Source organism: Brevibacillus formosus (assembly GCF_003013405.1).
Lineage (GTDB): Bacteria > Bacillota > Bacilli > Brevibacillales > Brevibacillaceae > Brevibacillus > Brevibacillus formosus.
On the sequence record NZ_PXZL01000024.1, the window covers coordinates 1 to 19,750 of the forward strand.

General features: G+C 49.4%; 15 protein-coding genes and 1 pseudogene. 10 read left to right on the forward strand and 6 right to left on the reverse strand.

Features of this window, described 5'->3' with window-relative positions; all coding sequences use genetic code 11:
* Window positions 1-185 precede the first annotated feature (185 nt).
* Genes C7R91_RS20605 through C7R91_RS20615 form a run of 3 tightly spaced genes read right to left on the reverse strand, consistent with a single transcriptional unit; the run spans window position 186 to window position 3,892 of the window.
* The gene (locus C7R91_RS20605; RefSeq protein ID WP_047071016.1) at window positions 186-1,004 is read right to left on the reverse strand and encodes a hypothetical protein; all 819 of its coding nucleotides are present in this window, start codon (window positions 1,002-1,004) and stop codon (window positions 186-188) included.
* Window positions 997-2,625 carry a DMT family transporter gene (locus tag C7R91_RS20610; RefSeq protein WP_047071017.1) on the reverse strand — a complete coding sequence of 543 codons (1,629 nt, stop codon included), beginning with the start codon at window positions 2,623-2,625 and terminating at the stop codon, window positions 997-999. The genes C7R91_RS20605 and C7R91_RS20610 overlap by 8 nt, the downstream gene beginning before the upstream one ends.
* Before the next feature lie 4 nt (window positions 2,626-2,629).
* A complete protein-coding gene (locus C7R91_RS20615; RefSeq protein ID WP_047071020.1) occupies window positions 2,630-3,892 on the reverse strand; it encodes an O-antigen ligase family protein in 1,263 nt (420 codons plus the stop codon).
* Between the two features lie 159 nt (window positions 3,893-4,051).
* Between C7R91_RS20615 and murJ the strand changes: the two genes are divergently transcribed.
* Entirely contained in the window at window positions 4,052-5,578 is a 1,527-nt protein-coding gene (gene murJ / locus C7R91_RS20620) for a murein biosynthesis integral membrane protein MurJ (RefSeq protein ID WP_047071021.1), read from the forward strand.
* Here the strand turns inward: murJ and C7R91_RS20625 are convergent.
* The gene (locus C7R91_RS20625; protein WP_047071022.1) at window positions 5,553-6,929 is read right to left on the reverse strand and encodes a phenylacetate--CoA ligase family protein; all 1,377 of its coding nucleotides are present in this window, start codon (window positions 6,927-6,929) and stop codon (window positions 5,553-5,555) included. The genes murJ and C7R91_RS20625 overlap by 26 nt on opposite strands.
* A gap of 204 nt (window positions 6,930-7,133) precedes the next feature.
* Here C7R91_RS20625 and C7R91_RS20630 point away from each other — a divergent pair, with 204 nt between their 5' ends.
* On the forward strand, window positions 7,134-8,786 hold the full coding sequence (locus tag C7R91_RS20630) for a putative polysaccharide biosynthesis protein (RefSeq protein WP_047071024.1): 1,653 nt from the start codon (window positions 7,134-7,136) through the stop codon (window positions 8,784-8,786).
* A gap of 57 nt (window positions 8,787-8,843) precedes the next feature.
* Here the strand turns inward: C7R91_RS20630 and C7R91_RS20635 are convergent.
* Both C7R91_RS20635 and csaB read right to left on the reverse strand, forming a co-directional pair.
* A pseudogene (locus tag C7R91_RS20635) lies at window positions 8,844-9,568 on the reverse strand (class I SAM-dependent methyltransferase); the annotation flags it as partial.
* A 51-nt stretch (window positions 9,569-9,619) separates the two neighbouring features.
* On the reverse strand, window positions 9,620-10,717 hold the full coding sequence (csaB, locus tag C7R91_RS20640) for a polysaccharide pyruvyl transferase CsaB (protein WP_047071025.1): 1,098 nt from the start codon (window positions 10,715-10,717) through the stop codon (window positions 9,620-9,622).
* A 430-nt stretch (window positions 10,718-11,147) separates the two neighbouring features.
* Between csaB and C7R91_RS20645 the strand changes: the two genes are divergently transcribed.
* The 8 genes from C7R91_RS20645 (at window position 11,148) to C7R91_RS20680 (ending at window position 19,692) form a co-directional block, all read left to right on the forward strand.
* Window positions 11,148-12,071, forward strand: coding sequence for a 50S ribosomal protein L11 methyltransferase (locus tag C7R91_RS20645; protein WP_047071027.1), 924 nt, complete (start codon window positions 11,148-11,150; stop codon window positions 12,069-12,071).
* Between the two features lie 65 nt (window positions 12,072-12,136).
* On the forward strand, window positions 12,137-13,312 hold the full coding sequence (locus C7R91_RS20650) for an acetyl-CoA C-acetyltransferase (protein WP_047071028.1): 1,176 nt from the start codon (window positions 12,137-12,139) through the stop codon (window positions 13,310-13,312).
* Window positions 13,313-13,365: 53 nt separating this feature from the next.
* On the forward strand, window positions 13,366-14,355 hold the full coding sequence (locus tag C7R91_RS20655) for an LCP family protein (RefSeq protein ID WP_047071030.1): 990 nt from the start codon (window positions 13,366-13,368) through the stop codon (window positions 14,353-14,355).
* 201 nt (window positions 14,356-14,556) lie between these two features.
* The gene (locus C7R91_RS20660) at window positions 14,557-16,257 is read left to right on the forward strand and encodes an AMP-binding protein (protein ID WP_047071032.1); all 1,701 of its coding nucleotides are present in this window, start codon (window positions 14,557-14,559) and stop codon (window positions 16,255-16,257) included.
* Between the two features lie 151 nt (window positions 16,258-16,408).
* On the forward strand, window positions 16,409-16,999 hold the full coding sequence (gene fadR / locus C7R91_RS20665; RefSeq protein WP_047071034.1) for a fatty acid metabolism transcriptional regulator FadR: 591 nt from the start codon (window positions 16,409-16,411) through the stop codon (window positions 16,997-16,999).
* Window positions 17,000-17,118: 119 nt separating this feature from the next.
* Window positions 17,119-17,892 (forward strand): enoyl-CoA hydratase, encoded by a 774-nt coding sequence (locus tag C7R91_RS20670; protein WP_047071036.1) that lies wholly within the window; start codon window positions 17,119-17,121, stop codon window positions 17,890-17,892.
* Between the two features lie 52 nt (window positions 17,893-17,944).
* Window positions 17,945-18,712: an electron transfer flavoprotein subunit beta/FixA family protein gene (locus C7R91_RS20675; protein WP_047071038.1), complete on the forward strand. Its 768-nt coding sequence runs from the start codon at window positions 17,945-17,947 to the stop codon at window positions 18,710-18,712.
* Between the two features lie 20 nt (window positions 18,713-18,732).
* A complete protein-coding gene (locus tag C7R91_RS20680; RefSeq protein ID WP_047071039.1) occupies window positions 18,733-19,692 on the forward strand; it encodes an electron transfer flavoprotein subunit alpha/FixB family protein in 960 nt (319 codons plus the stop codon).
* Window positions 19,693-19,750: the final 58 nt, after the last annotated feature.

The following is a 19,750-nucleotide window of genomic DNA, read 5'->3' on the forward strand; positions in this document are numbered from 1 at the left end:
TTTCATCGGTAAACCGTAGGATTTTTTCCAATGTCTACTTTAAGGGGTGCACTTCAATGAAGGCTGCGGGGTTTTCTTAGTGACAGATATATTTCTTCTGCTTCAAACTAAAAGGGCCTGTCGATAATCGCCAGGCCCTGATTGGTATCGATCAGTCTGCTACCACGCAAAGGTAGCAGGCTTTTTTAGTACAGCAAATATTTCTCTACTTCTTCCGGTTCCTTGATGTGAATGCCACCGGTATCGCCGTATTTAAACAGGTTGAACATCACTTGCTGGTCCATCGTTCCGGCTTCAGGCAGCGGGAGAATGATCCATGTCTCGTACTGGTGGATCAGACGGTCTTCCTTGCCGAACCAAATCGTTGTTTTGATCGTGGATTCCTTCAGGATGTAATCCAGATCAGGACGGTCGCCCAGTTGTTTTTTCAGCGGGTCAAACAGTGGACTTTGGCTATTTTTCAGCCATTCTGCCCCGGTCATTTTCAATTGGAACGGAACGCTGACTACACCGATAACTTTTTCGTCAGGCAATTGGACAGCCTTGTCCATGAAAGGCAGCCAGTCCTCGAAGCCTTTCAATATGTCGAAGGCAAGCGGCTCATCTGGAGCGGTCACGAACTGCTCATTCGCCTTGATATATCGTTTGTCGTTAATTCGATAGTACGAATACGGCTGGGCCGCGATGCGTGCATCCACATTGTAGCCTTTCCCGTTGATGACAGCTCCATTGAACATACTCGTCGTGGTACGAGACAGGATTGTGTTTTTCACATGCCCCTTGTACCAGTAGGTCTGTGCCTCTTTATCCGTTTTGCCCTTTTCCAGGGCTGTTTTCAACCACTCGGCTCCTGACTCGGTTTGGACCGTTGGCGATTGATCCGGCTTCTGGTCAAAATTGGTAGTGGCAAAAGCCTTCGTCCCTGATTCATACGTGCAGCCACCGAGTAGGGAGGCTGTGCATATGGCAGCGAGCAATGTCCATGCTTTCGTCGCTTTACGCATGGCGAAACCTCCTTACGACTCCGTATCCCAAGAGTCCCACGAATAGCGCGATCGTGAGTCCGAATACTGGAATGTTGTGCTGCTTAAACACGAGAATGCGATGCGTATTGAACATGTTGGCCACGATTTCGTTTTGCTTGTCGCCATCGATGTCGCCGATTTGGACATTGATCAGTGGCAAGTAAATGCGCCAGTTTTGTTTCAAGCCTTCAGGTGTGTAGTCATAGCCAGACAAATAGCGGGAATCCGTTGTGCTTACCCAGCTTTTTGCTTTTGCTACGATCTCAGGCTTTTCGTTGTTGCCGATGGTAGCGAAGTTGGAGAAGCGGAAGCTCTTGTCGTAGTCACCGCTTGCCCACAAAATTTCCCACGTGCCATCTGGTTTTGGCTTCAAGATGTACGATGGCTTGCCTGCTACGAGCAGCTCATCGACCTTGTCGTTGTCGATATCGGCAGGAATGAACTCGCCAGTTGCCAATTCGGCCTGTTTACGTGTCAGTGTGTACGATTCTGTTAATGTGCCATCTGGCTCTACAGACAGTACACTCAGGTGCTCTCCCATGACAATGATTCCTTCGCGGCCATCTGGCAGCATCATGGTGGTCATCAGCTTGGTTGCTTTTGTTGTGCCGCCAAAAGGCTTGCCATCGTAGTTTCCTGTCAGCATACCATCCTTGATGTGTAGATCCGTGTACTTAGAACCCAATGTTTGTCGTACGTCCATACTGCCTGCGTTATCTACCAGCTGATTTGCGATGTTTTCCATATCAAGCATAAACGCACGATATGGTGCTGTTCCAATTTGCATCATGCCTTCCGCATATGGTTGGCGTTGTACATTCGGTACCAATTGACCGTCTTTCATCGTGTAATACGGGAAGCCCGGGTAATCGGTCGGCAATTTTTCCTTGATGATCTCCATGGTATCTGCCGGGATCTGATCATTCGGCATCCGCACCATTTGGCCGTCTTTCCAGGTCAGGACATAAAGAGAAACAGGTTCCGCCTGCAAATGGCGCAGCTTCTCCGCCATTGCTTTTTTCTCTTCTTCCGTCTCTGGCTTTTCAATTTCTTCAGGCAGTGGAAGCTCCTCGGCGTTGCCGTACGTGATGATCTCCATGCTGCCATCGCCATTGACATCATGCAGCGTGATCGGGAAGTAATCCACCCAATCGCCGTTGTACAAACGCTCAGATTCGTATTTCACGGTAAAGTTGCTGAGTGCAGTCAGTGTATCTCTGTTGAACGTTACATTCGCCAAGAGGGCGATGAGAACCAACGAACCGACTGCACGCCAATTGAGACGCCCGTACCATTTCACGAGAAGCGCAATCACGATGACTGCGATCGCTCCACCGATCAAGATAGCAGCAGTCGTTTTCACGTCTACACGTGTCAGTGCCCGATCCAAGAGCAAGAAGCCGATGGTAAACACGAGCACTTGTCGACGTTCCGACGGATGCACCACGAAGTAGCAAAAGGCTAGCAGTGGCAGGAAAATAAGTACAGCAATCCACGTTAAATCAAGGAAAGCTGGTTTCACGAGCAAATGGTAAATCAGAAACAGGGCAATGGCGTACAGCGCCCAGCTTATCGTTTCAAGAATAGGATTCCGGCGCATGCCCTCACCACCTTTTGTTTTGTGTCTGGTCGACGAATAATGCGCAGAGGAAGCCGCCAAACAGCCAGAAATAGAGGGCCATGAACGGCACCTCGAAAATGTTTTCCACGAGGTTATGGGTAGCTACTGCTATCAATCCGCCCAGCAGTCCGAGTATCGCAAAAAAGTGCGGCGAACCCTGGATGTTGCGGATGAGCCCAGCTCCGTATTTGAACATCGTGATCACGGTTCCGATCAACAGGATGATCCCGATCAGACCGTATTCCGCCAAACTTTTAAAGAAGTAGCTGTCTGAATAGATGGTACCGAAATGGCGAGCGGCAACTGCTCCACCGTGATGACCGAGTCCGACACCAAACAGTGGCTCGATACGCATATTGTCGTATGCTTTTCCCCAGCGCCCGATGCGTCCACCTTCACTGCTAGATTCAAAGTATTCAGGTGTAAACAGCGTGAAAATGCGATCTTTAACTTTTCCGACAAGTGGAACAGAATCAGGAACGAAGAACAGGGCTACAATCCCGATAATCCCTGCGATCACCAAGTATCCTGCTACTCGTTTGTTCCATATGTAGAAGCAAACGAACACGGCAAAGGCAAGGGCGAACCAGGCACCGCGGGACCCGGTTAAGAGCAAAGCAAGCACGGTGGTCAGTGCAACGATGGCCCAAATCCATTTTTGCTTGCGATCCTTCGCTGTCATGAACAGACCAGCGGCAATCGGTGTAACCAACGCCATATAGCTGCCCAATACGTTCGGGCTCGTTACGAAGGAAAATGCACGCGTTGTAACTGCTTCCCCTTCCTGCACCCACGATTCAGGTGTTTTGACGCCTACGATGACTTGCAAGACACCATACAGTGCCGCTACGAAACCAACCAGCACAAGTCCCTTCATGAACTTGTCCAGGTCTTCCATCGACTTCAGTAAATAGAAGCCCATGAAAAAGGCGAGGATGTACTGGTAGACAGAGCGGAATCCTTCCACAGTCGCCCCCCAGTTCGCCATGTCTGTCACCGTGATGGCAACACCCAGGACGAAAAAGGCTCCCAGCCAATGTTTGATTCCAGGCATCGTTCTGTTTGATTGCAAGAAGGCTCCAAACGTAAACAGCATCAGAACGATGAGCAGTCCTTCATCCCACAAAGAAGATATGACTGGAATCGGTAGAATCTGTCTCAAGACGTAATCGATTACTGGATAGGCCAACAGCAAATACAACCATGTAGTTGATTGGCTTCCCCACTTCAACACGGTTTCTCTCATTTTTATTGTAGTCCTCCTACAGGTAGGGATTAACCTACCTATTATAATGAATCTGGCAACCCGGTAGCAAGCCGGGGGGAAAGAGGTTGGTAGGAACGGTAGAAATAAGATATGATAACTAGGTAGTTTTGGGTATTTGTAGATAGGAGAAAAGTGGACATGAGTTTGTTAAAAATTGCTTCCATGATTGTCGTGCTGACTCTCGTTGGAAGGCTTCTGGGCTTTTTTCGCAGTGTGTATGTATCCAGCTTGTACGGTACTGGCATGGAGGCAGATGCGTTTAATATCGCGGCAACGATCCCGCTGACGCTGTTCTTGGTCATACCGGGAGCGGTCAATGCTGTACTGATTCCGACGATGCGCGGCATGATGGAAAAAGGAGAGCGGACGAATGACTTGTATCAGAAGATGCTCACGATCATTTTGGGTATATTCGTTGCGCTCTCTGCTTTAGGGGTTGTCTTTTCTTACCAGCTTGCTGCGATGTTTGGATTGACAGGTGAGAAATTGGAGCTCACGGCAAGCATGCTGCAATGGATGTGGCCATCAGCTATTTTCATCGGATTAACAGGGCTGTGGTCGAGTATTTGCAATGCTCACCAGCATTTCTTTACACCGACGCTTGGCACGGTAGTCAATGGGGCTTTGGTGATTGTCAGCATGTATGTGCTCGTTCCGATGTATGGACCTATTGGATTGGCTATGGCTACGACAATCGGTTACTTGGCTGCCCTGTTGCCGATTCTTCCTACTTTGCGCGGATTCGGCTATCAGCAGCGCTTCTCGTTCGCTTGGCGTGAGGATGCTTCTCTCAAAGGCATGGGCGAGCGCGTCATTCCGATTTTAATTGGTGCGGTTGTAGCTCAGGCCACTACCTTTTTGGAGCGAGGCTTCGCGGAAGGGCTCGGAACGGGTGTCGTCTCCGCTCTCGCCAACGCGAACCAGATCATGCAATTGCCTCTGGCTATTTTTGTCGGGGCGTTTACATTGCCGTTATTCCCACTTTTGGCTAGTCATGTCAAGCGGGGGGAAATGACGGAGATGAAGCAAATCCTGCAAAAGGGACTTGCTTATCTTCTCATTTTGCTGCTGCCAGTGACAGTTGGACTTGCGCTATACGCAGAGCCTATCATCCGACTAGCTTTTGAGCGCGGTGCGTTCGATGAGCATTCTGTCGCTTTGACAGCGTGGGCATTGCCGTTTTACGGCGTGGGACTTTTCTTTTTAGCGTCGAGAGACTTGCTGACTCGCGCCTTTTATGCACTGGAAAACACGAAGACACCCGTTATAATCGGGGCGATCGGGATCGGTGTGTATGCTCTTGCCAACTGGTTGCTCATTCCACTGCTTGGTCATGGCGGGATTGCCCTAGCTAATGCGGTTTCGGCTATCAGTCAAGCGCTCCTGCTGTTTATTTTGCTATGGAGGGCAGTAGGCAGCCCTGTACGAGCGAATTTCCTCATGACTACCGGGAAAACCATTCTGGGCTGCGCAGTCATGGCTGGTGCTGTTTTATTCGTCGATCCTTGGTTATCCGTATTGCCTGTCTGGTTGTACTTGCCGATAGGGATTATGGGTGCGGCTCTTTTATATCTCGTGGTGCTCATTTTGGTCCGCGAGCCACTTGTGTCAGAGCTGCTGCAAAAAGTACGCAAGCGGTCTACTCCAGCGGGAGGGCGCTCGTAAGCGGGAATTCCCTGATGGCATAGCGAGTCTTACCCGAGCTTGCGGGGGGAATGGTCTCTACGTAAGAAACGTGGATGCTCACTTGACCTAATGCCGCGCGAATTCCTTCCAAAAGCTTGGCTTCATCGGCAGGCAAAAAACGTTCGGGCTCCTTCACCAGTAGCAGGCTCAGTCGCTCCGGCTCATGCTGGACGAGTTGGAATGTCCGGAAGCTGTCCATATTGCGCACGATGTGATTAAAATAATGTCCGTGCACATACTGTCCGTTGAGCGATAGGAACATGTCGTCTTCTCTGCCGTCGATTGACGCAAGAAGTGGAAAAGGGAGATTGCATGAGCAGGCTGAATCCGAAAGCGCGACGATATCTCCTAATTGATAGCGCAGGCGAGGCATGACGGTATTGTGTAGGTCGGTGACAAGCAGTACTCCCGGGTGCCCTTTGTAGACGGGAATATGCGTGATTGGATCGACTACCTCCAAATAGCAATTTCCGGAAAAGGCATGCATGCTCCCAGCCTTGCATTGATAGGCGATAATTCCGCCGTCACGGGCGCCGTACTCATTTACAACAGGCGCATCAAAAGCCTGGGCAATCGTTTGCCGGTGGTGTTCGTGCAGGCTTTCTGCTGTGGAGACCACGGCTTTGAGCGGAATTCCGAGTGTCATGCCGCGTCGTAGCATCATCATGGCGAGCGTATGTAGTGCGGATGCGTACCCGTATAAATAGGCTGGACGGAATTCCCGGATGAGGCGCAGATTTGCTTCCAAATGTCTTTCGTCCAGTTCATAGGCAGAAATCATCATGCGGTTTTTCAACCAGCGCTCCTTCCAGCGGTAGCGGCGAGCTTGCTGGGCGTTTAATTCGAGTGGAGAGCCCCAGATCATCACACATGGGTCCCCAATGCGAATCCCGTACCAGGACAGCCCCAACCACCGAGCAGCTTCATATCGTTCGACAGTTGGACGATCGAGATAAAAATGGGTAGGTTCACCTGTGGAGCCTCCCGTACGATTTTCAATAAGCCTATTTGTTTGTAGGCCTTGGCTCAAATATTGATCAGCGTTTTGCCGAAAGTGTGTTTTGGTCAGAACAGGAATGCGCTGCATAAAACGTTCAGGCATCTCGCGCATTTTGCTCCAGTCTGGCGCGAAGGCAGTATAAGCTGGTACGTTTTGTGTCGCATGATCGAGTAGCTTCACCAGCTTTTCTCGCTGCTGTACGTTAAGCGCTTCGGCAGATAGATGCTGAGTTGCTTGCAGTTCTTTCATGTAAGGACGGATGCGATTTCCTTTCAAAGCCTCCATTAACGGCCACTGTACATGGCGGATCAAAAATCCGGTTGTGGGCATAATATCCCCTCCTACTCACTGATCACACAGGCAAACGATTTTAAAAAATCAATGCAATCTGTTTTTCACCAGTATTCCTGCGAAATTCCATCGATATACCTGTTTGCTGGAAGAGGGAAATGATAGTAGGATAGAGAGTGGGTTCATGTCGATTGGTGCTGCCCCACGGGTATCCAGTCAAAGAGACGAATAAAGGAGTTACCCATGTTGAAAAAAAGTCATTTTCTCGCGGGAGCGTTGATCTTAGCCATAGCGGGGATTTTGTCAAAAGTTATCGGGATGTTTTATCGGATTCCGCTTCAAGAGATAGTAGGCGACAGAGGTCTCGGACTCTATCAGGAAGTATATCCTCTCTACCTGACCTTTCTCATATTGGCGACAGCAGGTGTGCCAGTAGCGTTATCGAGAGTGATTGCAGAGGCATTGGCTGAAGGAAAACAAGGCTCTATTGGACAAATTTTGGCCCGTAGCATGGTCATGATGGGCGCCATCGGATTTGTCTTGTTTGCGCTCCTGTACGTCAGCTCTCCACTCATCGCAAAGCTCATGGGGAATCCGCATTTGATTGAGCCGATTCGAGCTATTTCTATGTCGCTGCTGTTCGTTCCCTTGATTGCGGTTATTCGCGGCTTTTTCTACGGTCATCAAAAAATGTTGTTTGTCGGGCTCTCGCAAATTGTGGAGCAGACCTTGCGTGTCGTATTTATTTTGGTAGCTTCCCTGTATCTCGTGTCACTCGGTGAAGATACGGATACCGTGATTACCGGAGTCAACTTCGGTACGATGATCAGTACGTTTTTGAGTCTCGGGTTTCTAGCATTGCTCATGTGGCTCCACAACCGGAAAAATTCCGTATTTAGTGGGGCTGAGTGGGGGCGCCTTACTTGGTGGTATGATCGTGCCTTCTTCGCTTCGATGTGGCGAATTGCCTGGCCAATTTGTATCAGCGCTTTAGTTATCCCGATTTTCAGCCTGACGGATTCCTTTCTGGCGATTAACATCTTCCGCTACATATGGAATGTGGACGGCTTGACGGCGGATACGTGGTTTGGCATTTACAGCAGGGGAGGACCGCTTCTGCAAATGGCGAGCTTGTTCGGATCGTCGATTGCCCTCTCGATCGTCCCTGCCATTGCCGAAGCGATCAGACAAAAGGATCAGGAACGGATTACGACCTTGACCAAGCTCTCGCTGCGCTTTGCTTGGCTAATCGGTCTACCTGCCGGTCTGGGACTGACAGCTGTAGCTGAAGGGGCGAATCTGGCGTTGTATGGTGATATGGAAGGCACGCGTGCAATGGCGATTTTAGGCATCACAGCGATCCCGCTTTCCTTGTTGCTTGCTACAAACGGTATTTTGCAAGGGATCGGCAAAGAAAAAATCCCTGCGCGTCATTTGCTGTATGGTGTCATTGTAAAAGTACTGGCGACACTCGTGTTTACCTCGATGTTCGGTATGGACGGCTTGTCTTTGTCTTGGCTGGTTGCTACTGCATTTGTCTGCGTACTGAATATGCGAGTCATCAACCGTTACGTATCGATACCGATTAACTGGCGTTTCGATACCATATATCCATTACTGGTGGCTAACCTCATGCTGATTCTGGCTTGGGGAGCGACAGAGGCAATTGATTTCCTGTTCAGGGCAAAAGAACCAGTGCGCATTTTGGGAGCGATAGAGACCGTCGCTGGAGTCGGTGTAGGACTCATCGTTTACCTGGGACTGCTTATCCTCATTCCACTTATTGAGGACAAGGAGTTGGATTGGCTGCCAGGCGGAAACAAGCTGCGCGCCTTTATCAAATTCATTCGGAGGAAGCAGGCTTCTTCGTTAAAGTCCAATACGAATAACGATTAATCAAATCGAAAAACCCCTTCCTCCGTTTGTGGAGAAAGGGGTTTTATGTGATCTTTCTTATTTCGCTTTTTGATAAACACATACGACCATTTTTACGAAAAATTCACGGGTAGCAGGCAATTTTGCCAAGGCCTGCAACTGATTACGCAACGGAATCTCTCGCTGGTAAACCGCAGGCTGCACCACGCCTTGTTGAATTTTTCGAAACCGTTTGATCGTCATACGATTGATGTACGAAATCGTATCTCTGCCATCAGGGAGCTTGTCGAAACGGAAAGCAATCCGGTCAGAACCGTCTGGCAAGTCACGAACTAGCTTTTTATAGGCGTCAATCAAGGCTTGTTCCGAGAAGAGAGCATGCACCCAAGGAATGCCGATCGCATCTGACAAATGAGCACCGTATGGATGATAATACGGCGGAAAATTGATGTAGAGATGCCAGCCAGGCTTCAAGACCCGAAAGCATTCCTCCAGCGTCTTTTCCGGTTCGCCAACGTGCTCCATCGCGTCATTCATGATGATCGTATCGAACGTGTTGTCTGGGAAGTCCATTCTCGCGGCATCACCAGTCATGAAGGAGACGAGATGATCCAGTCCTTTTTTCTTCGCGAATTCATTTCCTTCCTCCGCGTAGTGGGGGACGATGTCGATGCCGATCATTTTTTCGGTCCATAGGTGGCATAGTAGCAGGTTTTTCCCCCGCCGCCACAGCCGATGTCCAAAACCGTTTTGTCACAGAACATTTGCTCATGTGAATGGAAGGGGAGGAAATAATCGAACGAAGTAACACTTGTGAAGAAAAAGGACATGATGTCCTTCTTTCCAGGTCAGCCTTATTTACGTAGCGCCTGTAGAACAAGTTCACTGCTTTTGGAAGCTTCGATCGCTAACAGATGGGAATGCTTCGTTACCACATCAATTTCGTGATCGAGGTTGTCCAGTCTTTCAGCGAGCAAGGTCAAAAGTGTAGTTTCATCGAGTTCAGTAATATGACCAGCATTCGGCATTCCAGCGCGTTCAACGAATCGATCGATTTTGGGATCGTAGGAGATGCCGATAAAAGGGATTCGCAGCATGCACGCAAGAATAAGAGAGTGAAGCCGCATTCCTACGACGTAGTTGCATTGCTTCAGTACCGACATAATATCATGAAAAGTCACAGGTGCATCGAGAAGACGTGCTCCTGGTTGGCTCATCTGGTCCATGATTTCCTGGGACGGTGCCAAATCACTAGGGACATGCATCGGCAGGAAGAGAACATTCCATCCGCGCATGATAAACCAATCTGCTGCTCGGGCTATCTTCTGTTTGAATTGCTGTTCCTGCTTCCAGTCCCGGACAGAGATGGCGACCAAAGGCTTGGAAGGATCATCAAACATACCATGGAGCAGCTCTTTTCCCCGTTGATCTGCAATGTCGTCTGGGGATATCGTCAGAGCAGGGTCAGCTGTTATATAGATAGGGGCTTTTTTTACACCGCAGGCTTTGAAGTCCTCCCCTGATTCGTAGTCGCGAACCGTGATGATGTTGACGTGATTCACCACGCGTTTAATCATCGTGCGACTGAGCGATTTGAGGATGGGTCCAAACCCTTGCGCGTAAAAGACCACGGGTTTACCTAAAAGCTTGGCAATGGTGACGATGCCCAAATAGTAGAGGACACTGCGCGGACTGGTTACATCCTGCATCAGTGTACCTCCGCCCATCACCAGCATGTCACTTCGCGAAAGCTCGCGGACGATGGTTCCAAAGCTCCAGCGGTTATAGGCTTCAATCCCGAACAGTTCCGCAGTCCGATCAGGCTGATTGGACAAGACGGCCAGAGAGATATTTGGTTGTTCCCGCTTAAGAGAGCTGATGATGCCGTACAGGACCACATCGTCTCCGGCATTATTAAAGCCGTAGTACCCGGAGATGAGAATTCGCGACATGGAGTGAACCTTCTTTCTATATCAAACGTACAGGAAAAATACATTCTCAAGTATAATCGAGTAAACAAGGGGAAGTAAAGCAACCACAGTAGAAAACTTCACGCCCCAATTGTTTGGACAGATACAGTGGGTGCAGCACGGTTCGTAGGGTATAATGATGTTGTTCCGACTTACGAGAACATATAGAGGAAACCCATACCGAACATGCCGATGCCAAGAACGATAAGGGCAATCATGACGATGAAAAGTCCCTTGTTTTTGCGGCGACGGTAAAAAAATTCGTCAAACATGGTAAGCCTCCCTGCGGTTGTGATAGTCCATTCTATTATCATACCATGTTCTCTATCATCCTTGCCATCCACATATGAGTGAATAGATGTCCGCAAGAATAGGGGCGAATAACAGCAAAAGGGAAGGAGCATTTTTCATCATGGAAAGCATGTGGCTCAAATACACATTACTAGTGGAACCAGAGATTGAGGATTTGTTTGTGGCAGAGGTTTTGACCAGCTCCTACACGCTTGGCTGGATCGAACCGCAAATCGAAGTACTGACAACGGAAAATGGATATGATTATGCAGAAAATACGGAGGGTCCACTTGTTGGCTATTTGTTTGAACCCCAGCATGATCGTGAAGAGAAGCATGTATCCCTTCTGAAAACCTACATTCAGCGGTGGAATGGACAAGTCACTATAAAAGAAGTAGAACTCGTAGCGGAGGAAAATGATTCGTGGAAAGAGGAGTTCCGGGAAGTCAAAATAGGTGACTGGTGGGTGGCACCAACGTGGACGGACCCGGCAGCGTTGGAGTCGGCTCGGCATATCCTATGGATCGATCCAGGTGCAGCCTTCGGAACCGGCTATCATGGAACGACGCAGGATATTCTTTTGTTTTTGCAAGAAATGGATCTGGAGGGTAAGCAAGTCATTGATGTAGGAGCTGGCTCAGGAATTCTCTCTTTGTACTGCGCCTTGAATGGAGCGAAGCATCCTGTATGGGCAGTGGACATTAATCCGCAAAGCGAGTATCAGGTTCTCGTCAATGCGACCAATAACCATCTTCCTGACCGCGCTGTACAAGTCGTCATTGGGGATGCGAGCGAGGACGCAGTGAAGTCTCAATTGCCTGACCAAGCTGATGTCATTCTGGTCAACATCGGGGGCGATGAAAATGTCGCGATGCTTCCGATGATTACGGAGCGAATGGCACCTGAAGGAACGTTGATTCTCTCGGGAATTGTCGAATGGAATCGGGAAGCTGTCATCGCTACATTTGAACAGGCAGGCTTCCAAGTAGAAAAAGAAAGTCAACATGACGAATGGGTCACCGTTGTATTGAAAAACATCGCTTAGAACCGCCATGTAACTTCCGTGTGAGACAATACAGAAAATAAGGTACTCAATGGAGGGGAAAACAAATGGAGCAGGTTGTCATTGCTGCTGCTGGACGTACGCCAATCGGTACGTTTGGTGGCGTCTTGAAAGATGTAAGCGCTCGCAAGCTGGCGGAAACCGTCATTCGTGGCGTCATGGCTCGATCTGGCCTGGAAGCTTCTCAGATCAATGAAGTCATTTTAGGCAATTGCATTCAGCGCACAGACGAGCCAAACATAGCGCGAGTGGCAGCGCTGGACGCAGGGTTGGGGAAAGAAGTGACGGGCTTCACGATTCAACGTCAATGTGCTTCCGGCATGCAAGCGATTGTGAGCGGCGCTTCCCAAATCCTTTTAGGCGACAGTGAAATCGTCTTGGCAGGCGGTGTAGAGAGCATGAGCAACGCCCCGTATGTCCTGAAAAATGCGCGCTGGGGCAAACGATTGACACATGGGGAAATGACCGATGCGATGTGGGAGCTGTTAACAGATCCCCACCATCAAATCTTGATGGGCGAAACAGCAGAACGTCTGGTCGACCGTTATGGGATCACGCGTGAGGAGTCGGATGAAATTGCCTTGCGCAGTCAGCAAAATGCGATCCGCGCCATAGACAGCGGGGTGTTTGCCGAAGAAATCATCGGGGTCCCTATAAAAAAACGCACCGAAGAAATCATGGTTACGGAAGACGAATTCCCTCGCAGGGGAGTGACTCTGGAAAGTCTCGCGAAGCTAAGACCCAGTTTTCGTGACAACGGTACAGTGACGCCAGGCAATGCCTCCGGGCTCAACGATGGAGCGTCCGCAGCCGTTTTGATGAAAGAAGGAAAAGCGAGAGAGCTCGGGATTGAACCACTCGGTAAAATTGTCTCGTGGGCGGTAGCGGGGGTAGAACCCGATTTGATGGGATATGGACCCGTTCCAGCAGTGAAGCGAGCATTGGCAAAAGCTGGCTTGACGCTTGCGGATATCGAACTGATCGAAGTAAACGAAGCCTTTGCCGCGCAATACCTCGCCGTGGAAAAATTGCTGGAACTGCCGCGGGAAATAACGAATGTCAACGGAAGCGGCATCGCGCTGGGTCACCCTGTCGGTTCTACTGGCTGCCGGATTGTCATAACCTTGCTGCACGAGATGAAGCGGCGACAGCTGAAACGAGGCTTGGCTGCCCTTTGTGTTGGCGGCGGGATGGGTATGGCGATGGTTGTCGAACGCACATAGGTTTAAACGAAGTCTGCCCTGTTAAAAATGGAAGCAAAGGGGGAGGCTTTGTCATGTTTATATGGTCATTTTTCAAGCGACATGGAAAACAGATTGCGTTTCATACCTTATCCTGTTTGGCGATCGGGGCGTTGTTGCTGGTTGCCTACAGTGCCTATCAATACAAGCAAATGACAAATCAGTGGTATGCTCCGATTGATGGGGCCAATGGGAGCGCAAAACAGGCTGCTGCGTCCCTTCCTCCGCGTGATCTTTTGACAGGAACAGAACCATTGAAGCCTTTCGTCGCCCTGCTTCTTGGCGTGGATAGTCGAGACGGGGAAAGTGCACGTTCAGATACAATGATGCTTGCGGCGATTCATCCCGGAAAGCAATCCGTCTACCTTTTGGCGATTCCGCGTGACAGCTACATGGAGCTGCCGGGAAAAGGATACGACAAAGTGAACCATGCGATGGCTTTTGGTGGCCCAAAGCTGGTAAAAGAGTCGCTGGAGAAATTTTTACAAATAAAAATTGATCGGTATATCTCCGTAGATTTCGATGGCTTCCGTCAAATTGTAGACGAGCTGGGAGGTGTCACCGTCGATGTGAAGAAACGCATGAAGTACAGCGATCCGAGCGACGATACGTACATCGACATCCAACCAGGGCTGCAGACTTTATCAGGTGAGCAGGCATTGGATTACGCCCGTTATCGCAAAAGTGATCTAGGCAAGGAAGACAGTGATTACATGCGGATTGGCCGACAGCAAGAGATTCTCAAAGCGTTGGCTTCTAAAGGCACCTCGCTCCAATTTTATACCAAGGCATTTTCACTCATGGAAATACTGGGTCAGCACGTGAAAACGGACCTCACTGAGCAGGAAATCGCCTCTCTGTTATTGTCCTATGGCGATGGCACTCCGAACTCCATTCAAGCTGATACACTGGTCGGGCGGGATGAGCGCATTTGGCATAATGGAATCGTTGGCTGGTATCATCTCGTCCCCACAGATGAACGGGAAAGGGCACGCCAGCAAATGATCAAGGAAGTAACACCGTAAGTTACAAAGAGCAAGGGCAAAGGACACGGCGTTCATCATGGGCCGCGTCCTTTTTTCGTCGAAAGGTCTTGTCCCAGACGGAATGTACATGATTTTAGTTGGAAAATTGAATATGTTTCGAATACAATAGTCATTAGGAAGAGATTATGAATGTAGATCATAGGGAGAGGCAAGGCCATTTAAGGGATGGAGGGAATGACCATGTCAAATGCCAAGCCTTGGATTGCCAATTACCCGCCCGAAACTGCGCCGTCATTGGATTACCCCCGTGTTCCTTTGACGCATTTTCTGGAGCAGTCTGCAGCTATGTATCCAGACAGTAACGCGATCTATTTCATGGGAAAAAGCATTACGTATCGAGAGCTTTTGCAGTTGTCATATCAATTTGCCAATGCATTGATCAAGCGCGGTGTAAAGAAAGGGGACCGCGTGGCGATTATGCTGCCAAATACTCCACAAGCCGTCATCAGCTACTACGGGGCGCTTTTTGCAGGTGCCATCGTGGTCATGACCAACCCGCTGTATACTGAGCGAGAATTGATTCACCAAATGAACGATTCAGGCGCCGAGACCATCATCACACTGGATTTGTTGTACAAACGTGTTACCCAAGTCCGTGCATCTACCTCACTTCAACGAATCATCATCACAAGCATTGGCGATTTCCTTCCCTTATTGAAAAAATGGCTATATCCTTTCGTGCAAAAGAAACAAGGACAAAATCCACAGGTTACATACAGCGCAGATATTGAGCCTTTTCTATCCGTGTTAAAAGAAAGCGCTACCAAGCCTGTCGAAGTACCAGTCGATCCGACCCAGGACATCGCGCTCCTCCAGTATACAGGGGGGACAACAGGTGTTGCCAAAGGCGTCATGTTGACGCACGCCAATCTCATTGCGAATGCGGTCCAGTGCCAAGCGGTCCTTTACAAGCTGAAAAAGGGAAAGGAACGGATTTTGTGTGTGCTCCCATTGTTTCACGTGTATGGGATGACTACCGTGATGAACAAAGGCATTTGTATCGCAGCAGAAATTATTCTCGTTCCCAAATTCGACGTGAAGCAAATATTTGAAATGATCGACAAGCGCAAGCCTACTCTTTTCCCAGGGGCACCTACCATGTATATCGGTCTCATCAACCACCCGGACTTGAAAAAGCATGATCTCTCATCTATCGACGCATGTGTCAGTGGATCAGCGCCGTTGCCGATCGAAGTGAAGCTCAAATTTGAGGAGTTGACGGGGGGCAAGCTAGTCGAGGGTTATGGAATGACAGAGGCTTCTCCCGTAACACATTCCAACCCGATTTGGGAAAAAGGCATTACGGGAAGCATCGGAATGCCGTGGCCAGATACGGACTGCCGAATTGTGGATCCGGCAACAGGAGAAGAGATGCCCCAAGGCGAGGTCGGGGAGTTGGCCGTAAAAGGACCCCAAGTCATGCTCGGCTATTGGAATCGCCCAGAGGATACCGCTGCCGTATTAAGGGATGGCTGGTTTTTGACGGGAGATATGGGCTATATGGACGAAAACGGCTATTTTTATATCGTAGATCGCAAAAAAGACATGATTATAGCCGGTGGCTTCAATATTTATCCACGCGAAGTAGAAGAAGTGCTGTTTGAGCATCCCGCCATCCAGGAGGCAGCTGTCATCGGTGTCCCAGACCCGTACCGGGGCGAAACAGTCAAAGCATTCGTTGTTTTCAAGGATGGACAGATTGCAAGTGAAGAGGATCTGGAAGCGCATTGCAGACAGAGACTCGCCGCTTATAAGATTCCGAGACAATACGAGATTCGTACAGATTTGCCTAAAACCATGGTCGGAAAAGTATTGCGTCGCCAATTACAAGAAGAAGACAAGAAGAAAAGGGAAGCCCAGGAAGAAATCAAAACGAGCTAGTAGCTGATGTTTTGAGGCTTGCGATCCCAGGCGGAAAGCGGCCTTTTTTGCTGACCTCTTGCGATTGACAGAGGAGTGGCCCTGTATTACACTAATTATGAATGAGTGATCATTCATTTCGTCATCAATGTTAGTAAACATGGAGGTAGTTATGGCAAAGAAAACGGGGGAAAAGTATCAAGCCATTATTGATGCTGCTGTTCGAGTAATCGCCAGACAGGGCTATTACAGTGCCCAGGTATCGAAAATTGCGAAAGAGGCGAAGGTAGCAGACGGCACCATATACCTCTATTTTGAAAACAAGGATGATATTTTGATTTCACTGTTTAACGAAAAGATGGGCCAGTTTGTGGAGACAAACCGCAAACGCATTTCGGAAGCGACGACCATTGAGCAAAAGCTGTATGTACTCATCCATGCACACTTGAGCCAGCTATCCAATGACCATGATCTGGCAAAAGTGACGCAAATCGAGCTGCGCCAATCCAGTCCGGTCATTAGTGAAGGAATCGGCAACGTGATGAAGCAGTATTTTAACCTCATTGACGAAGTGATCGTAGAGGGTATGGAGCAGGGCGTATTCCGATCTGATCTCGAGGTGCGGATTACGCGCAAAATGATTTTTGGAACGCTGGACGAAGTGACGACATCTTGGGTGATGAAACAGTGCAAGTACGACCTTGTCTCTTATGTTGATTCCATTCATAACCTCTTCCTGCTTGGTATGAAGGGAAAAGAATGAAAAAGAAAAGCTTTTTTTGCATGAAAACGTTTGTTACAATGGAAACAGTAAGACTGAGCGATCGCTCGGAATGAAAGAATAGCTGTTTTTATATATGGGGAGAGTTTGGGGGGAGAGGAATGGCGTCGTATTGGAATGTAGAAATCGTTGATCGCGTTGCTACGGTTACGATTAGCAACCCGCCTGCTAACGCACTCAGTCAAGCAGTGCTCGGTCAATTGAGCGAACTTTTGGACCAGTGGGAAAATAACGATGAAATCAAAGCGATCGTTTTGACTGGCGAAGGTCGGTTTTTCATTGCAGGAGCGGACATCAAAGAATTTACCCAACTGAATCGGGACAATGCGGAAGAAATGGCGAAGAAGGGTCAAGCATTGTTTAATCGCTTGGAAACGTTCCCGAAGCCAATCATTGCAGCAATTAACGGCGCTTGCCTTGGTGGAGGATTGGAGCTTGCGTTGGCATGCCATATCCGCTTGGCAGCACCTGAAGCCAAGCTTGGGCTGCCTGAGCTGAATCTCGGACTCATTCCTGGCTACGGTGGGACGCAACGTCTACCGCGTCTGGTTGGTCGTGGCAAAGCGACACAGATGATTCTCACATCAGAGATGATCGGTGGCGAAGAAGCTTTGCGTATCGGTCTTGTGGAAGCGGTCTACCCCGTAGAACAGTTGCTTGCGGAAGCGCAAAAGCTGGCGGCTGTTTTCGCAAGTAAAAGCGCGATTACCCTGAAGCTTGCCCTGGCGTCCATCCATAACACAACGGAGCTGTCGCTGTCACAAGGCTTGGAGCAAGAAGCAAAGCTCTTTGGAGATGCTTTCGCGACGGAGGACGTAAAAGAAGGCGTGACTGCTTTTCTCGAAAAGCGCAAGCCGCAATTCGCAGATCGGTAGTTAAGCATATAGCTTCACAAGTATGAGGTACCACTAAGGAGGAGGCATCCTGATGAATATCGTGGTTGTGTTGAAACAGACGTTTGACACAGAAGAAAAAATCGTCATCCAAAACGGACAAATTTCCGAAGATGGCGTTGAATTCATCATTAATCCCTACGATGAGTACGCTGTAGAAGAGGCAATCAAGCTCAAGGAAGAGCGCGGCGGCGAAGTAACCGTGATCAGCGTCGGCCCAGACCGTGCCGAAAGTGCACTGCGCACTGCTTTGGCAATGGGCGCAGACAAAGCTGTTCTGGTGGATGACGAGTCTCTGTTCGGAGACGAATTCACGATCGCCAAAGTATTGGCGGCAGTAGCGAAAAAGATTGGCTTCGATATCATCATTGGTGGACAAATGGCTGTAGACTCCGGGGCTGGCCAAGGCGGTCCTCGTCTGGCAGAAGAACTGGGAATTAACCATGTATCGACTGCTGTGAAGCTAGAGGTGGACGGGACGAACGTACGCGTAGAGCGCGATGTAGAAGGGGACCTGGAAGTCGTGGAGACGAGCCTTCCTGTTTTGATTACGGCTCAGCAAGGACTCAACGAGCCACGCTATCCTTCTCTCCCAGGTATCATGAAAGCGAAGAAAAAACCATTGGATAGACTCGGCGCAGACGATTTGGGAATTACTGCTGATGAGGTAAAAGCAAAGACAGAAATCGTCGATCAGACATTGCCTCCGAAAAAGCAGGCGGGTCGCATTCTCTCTGGCGAATTGGCAGCTCAAACGTCGGAATTGGTGCAACTGTTGCGCAATGAAGCGAAAGTGATCTAAGCGAGAGGGAGAGGATATCCATGAAAAAAGTACTTGTATTGGCAGAAGTACGTGACGGACAACTTCGCAACGTGTCGCTGGAAGCATTGACTGCAGCACAAGCATTGGCTGAGGGCGGCGAAATTGTAGCAGGTGTATTCGGAGCAGATGCAGCAACGCATGCAGTGACATTGGGTCATCACGGTGCGAGCACGGTGTATACGGCTGATCATACAGCGTTGGCACAATACACGCCAGATGCGTATGTGCAGGCACTCACGCAGTTGATTGAGTTGGCTTCTCCAGATGCGGTTGTTTTGGGTCACACCGCGATCGGTCGTGACATCGCACCTCGCGTAGCAGCGAGACTTGGTTACGGTCTGGTTTCGGACGTAACAAGTGTAGAAGCAGGCCCAGTATTTGTTCGTCCGATCTATGCAGGAAAAGCTACGCAAACACGCAAATTCGTTGATGGAACAATCTTTATTACGATTCGTCCAAACAACATTGCCATCGGCGCTGCTGACCCAACGAAAACGGCAGTGGTGGTACCGGTTGAATTGGAAATCAAGGATTTGCGCACGATCGTAAAAGAAGTTGTAAGAAAAACAAGCGGCAAAGTAGACCTTTCCGAGGCAAAAGTCGTGATTTCCGGTGGGCGTGGCGTGAAGAGTGCAGAAGGCTTCCAGCCGTTGTACGATCTGGCGGAAGTGCTCGGTGCAGCTGTTGGTGCATCGCGTGGCGCTTGCGACGCTGACTATTGCGACTACTCCATGCAGATCGGACAGACAGGTAAGGTTGTTACACCTGATCTGTATATCGCATGCGGGATTTCGGGAGCGATTCAGCACTTGGCTGGTATGTCCAGCTCGAAGGTCATTGTTGCCATCAACAAAGATCCCGAAGCACCAATCTTCCAAGTGGCTGATTACGGTATCGTAGGTGACTTGTTCGAAGTACTGCCATTGCTGACGGCTGAGTTTAAAAAAGTGTTGGTATAACAGAAAGACGGTACAAGGCGCTCCTTTTGGGGCGCTTTTTTTGTCCGCAAGGCTTACT